The sequence below is a fragment of the Streptomyces rectiviolaceus genome, from assembly GCF_039533825.1.
Taxonomy (GTDB): domain Bacteria; phylum Actinomycetota; class Actinomycetes; order Streptomycetales; family Streptomycetaceae; genus Streptomyces; species Streptomyces rectiviolaceus.
Window position 1 is genome coordinate 1 of record NZ_BAAAUG010000250.1, and the last position, 1,491, is coordinate 1,491.

Consider the following 1,491-nt stretch of genomic DNA (forward strand, 5'->3'; position numbering starts at 1 on the left):
AGCACCCCGAGAGCACCTCTAGAGCACCCCTAGAGCGCCCAACTCGGGGCACCCCATGGGCTCAAACTGCCGGAAAGCGTACAGATCTCCCCTCATGGGGTAGGCAAGCAATAAACCGACTGTCCGGTTGTCTTTTCGATTGGGCCTGGCTACCTTCATCGGGTCGGGGCAGCGCCACAGGGGTGCAACCACATGGAGGGACGACCCATGGCACGCTTATCGCCCATTCTCAAACCAGCGACTCCGGTCACCGTCAGCCACGCCAGAGGGCTTGACGTGTACGGAGACGACGGGCAGCAGTATCTGGACTTCACTGCCGGAATCGGGGTCACCAGCACCGGCCACTGTCACCCGAGGGTGGTCAGCGCGATCACCGATCAGGCCGGCCGACTGATCCACGGCCAGTACGTGACGGTGCGGCACCGGCCCCTGCTCGACCTGTGTGACCGTCTCGGGCAGGTACTCCCACCCGAGCTGCAGTCTCTGTTCTTCGCCAACTCCGGCAGTGAGGCCATGGAGTCGGCGCTGCGTCTGGCCCGGCAGGCCACAGGACGCCCGAACGTCATCGTGTTCCACGGCGGCTTCCACGGCCGGACCGTGGGCGCCGCGTCGATGACCACCTCGAGCCCGCGATTCCGCACGGGATACGCGCCCCTGATGGCCGGGGTACACATCGCACCGTTCCCTTCCGCGTATCGGTACGGCTGGAGCGAGGACGAGGCCACCCGGTTCGCGCTGCAGGAACTCGACTTCCTCCTGGCGACCGTGACTGCCCCCGAGGACACCGCGGCTCTCATCGTGGAACCGGTGCTGGGCGAGGGCGGCTTCATCCCTGCCACCGCCGCCTTCATGCAAGGGCTGCGGGAGAGAGCAGATCGCCACGGGTTCCTCATGGTGCTGGATGAGGTCCAGACCGGGTTCGGGCGCACGGGACGGTTCTGGGGCCACCAGCACTTCGGCATCGAGCCCGACATCCTGGTGGCCGCCAAGGGGATGACCAGCGGACTGCCGCTGTCGGTGATGGCCACGTCGGAGAGATTGATGAGCGCCGCCCCTGCGGGGTCGCAGGGCGGAACCTACGGCGGAAACGCGGTGGCGTGCGCCGCGGCGTTGGCCACGCTCGACGTCATCGCGGACGAAGGGCTGGTGGCGAACGCGGCTCTCCAGGGCTTCCGGCTCGCCGAGGGGTTGATGGGGATCGCCGAGGACCACGACATCGCGGGTGACATTCGCGGGCTCGGCCTGATGCTCGGCTGGGAGTTCTCCTCACCGGACGGCCTGCCGGACCCCGAAAGGGCGCTGCGTGTCCAGCAAGAGGCCATCACCCAGGGGCTGATGGTGCAGATCGGCGGACCGCTGAGAAACGTACTGCGGCTGCTCCCCGCTCTGATCGTGGAGGAAGCCCAGATCGACCAGGCGGTGAGTGCGCTGTCCCGGGCTCTTGCCTCGGCCACCGGGCTCTCGCACACCGGCATGACGAAGGAGCGAGCA

1 protein-coding gene is annotated in these 1,491 nt (G+C 67.3%); it reads left to right on the forward strand.

Annotated elements, in window-relative coordinates; all coding sequences use genetic code 11:
* Positions 1–207: 207 nt before the first annotated feature.
* The coding region (locus ABD378_RS43435) for an aspartate aminotransferase family protein (RefSeq protein WP_344530949.1) at positions 208–1,491 on the forward strand (1,284 nt) is incomplete at its 3' end.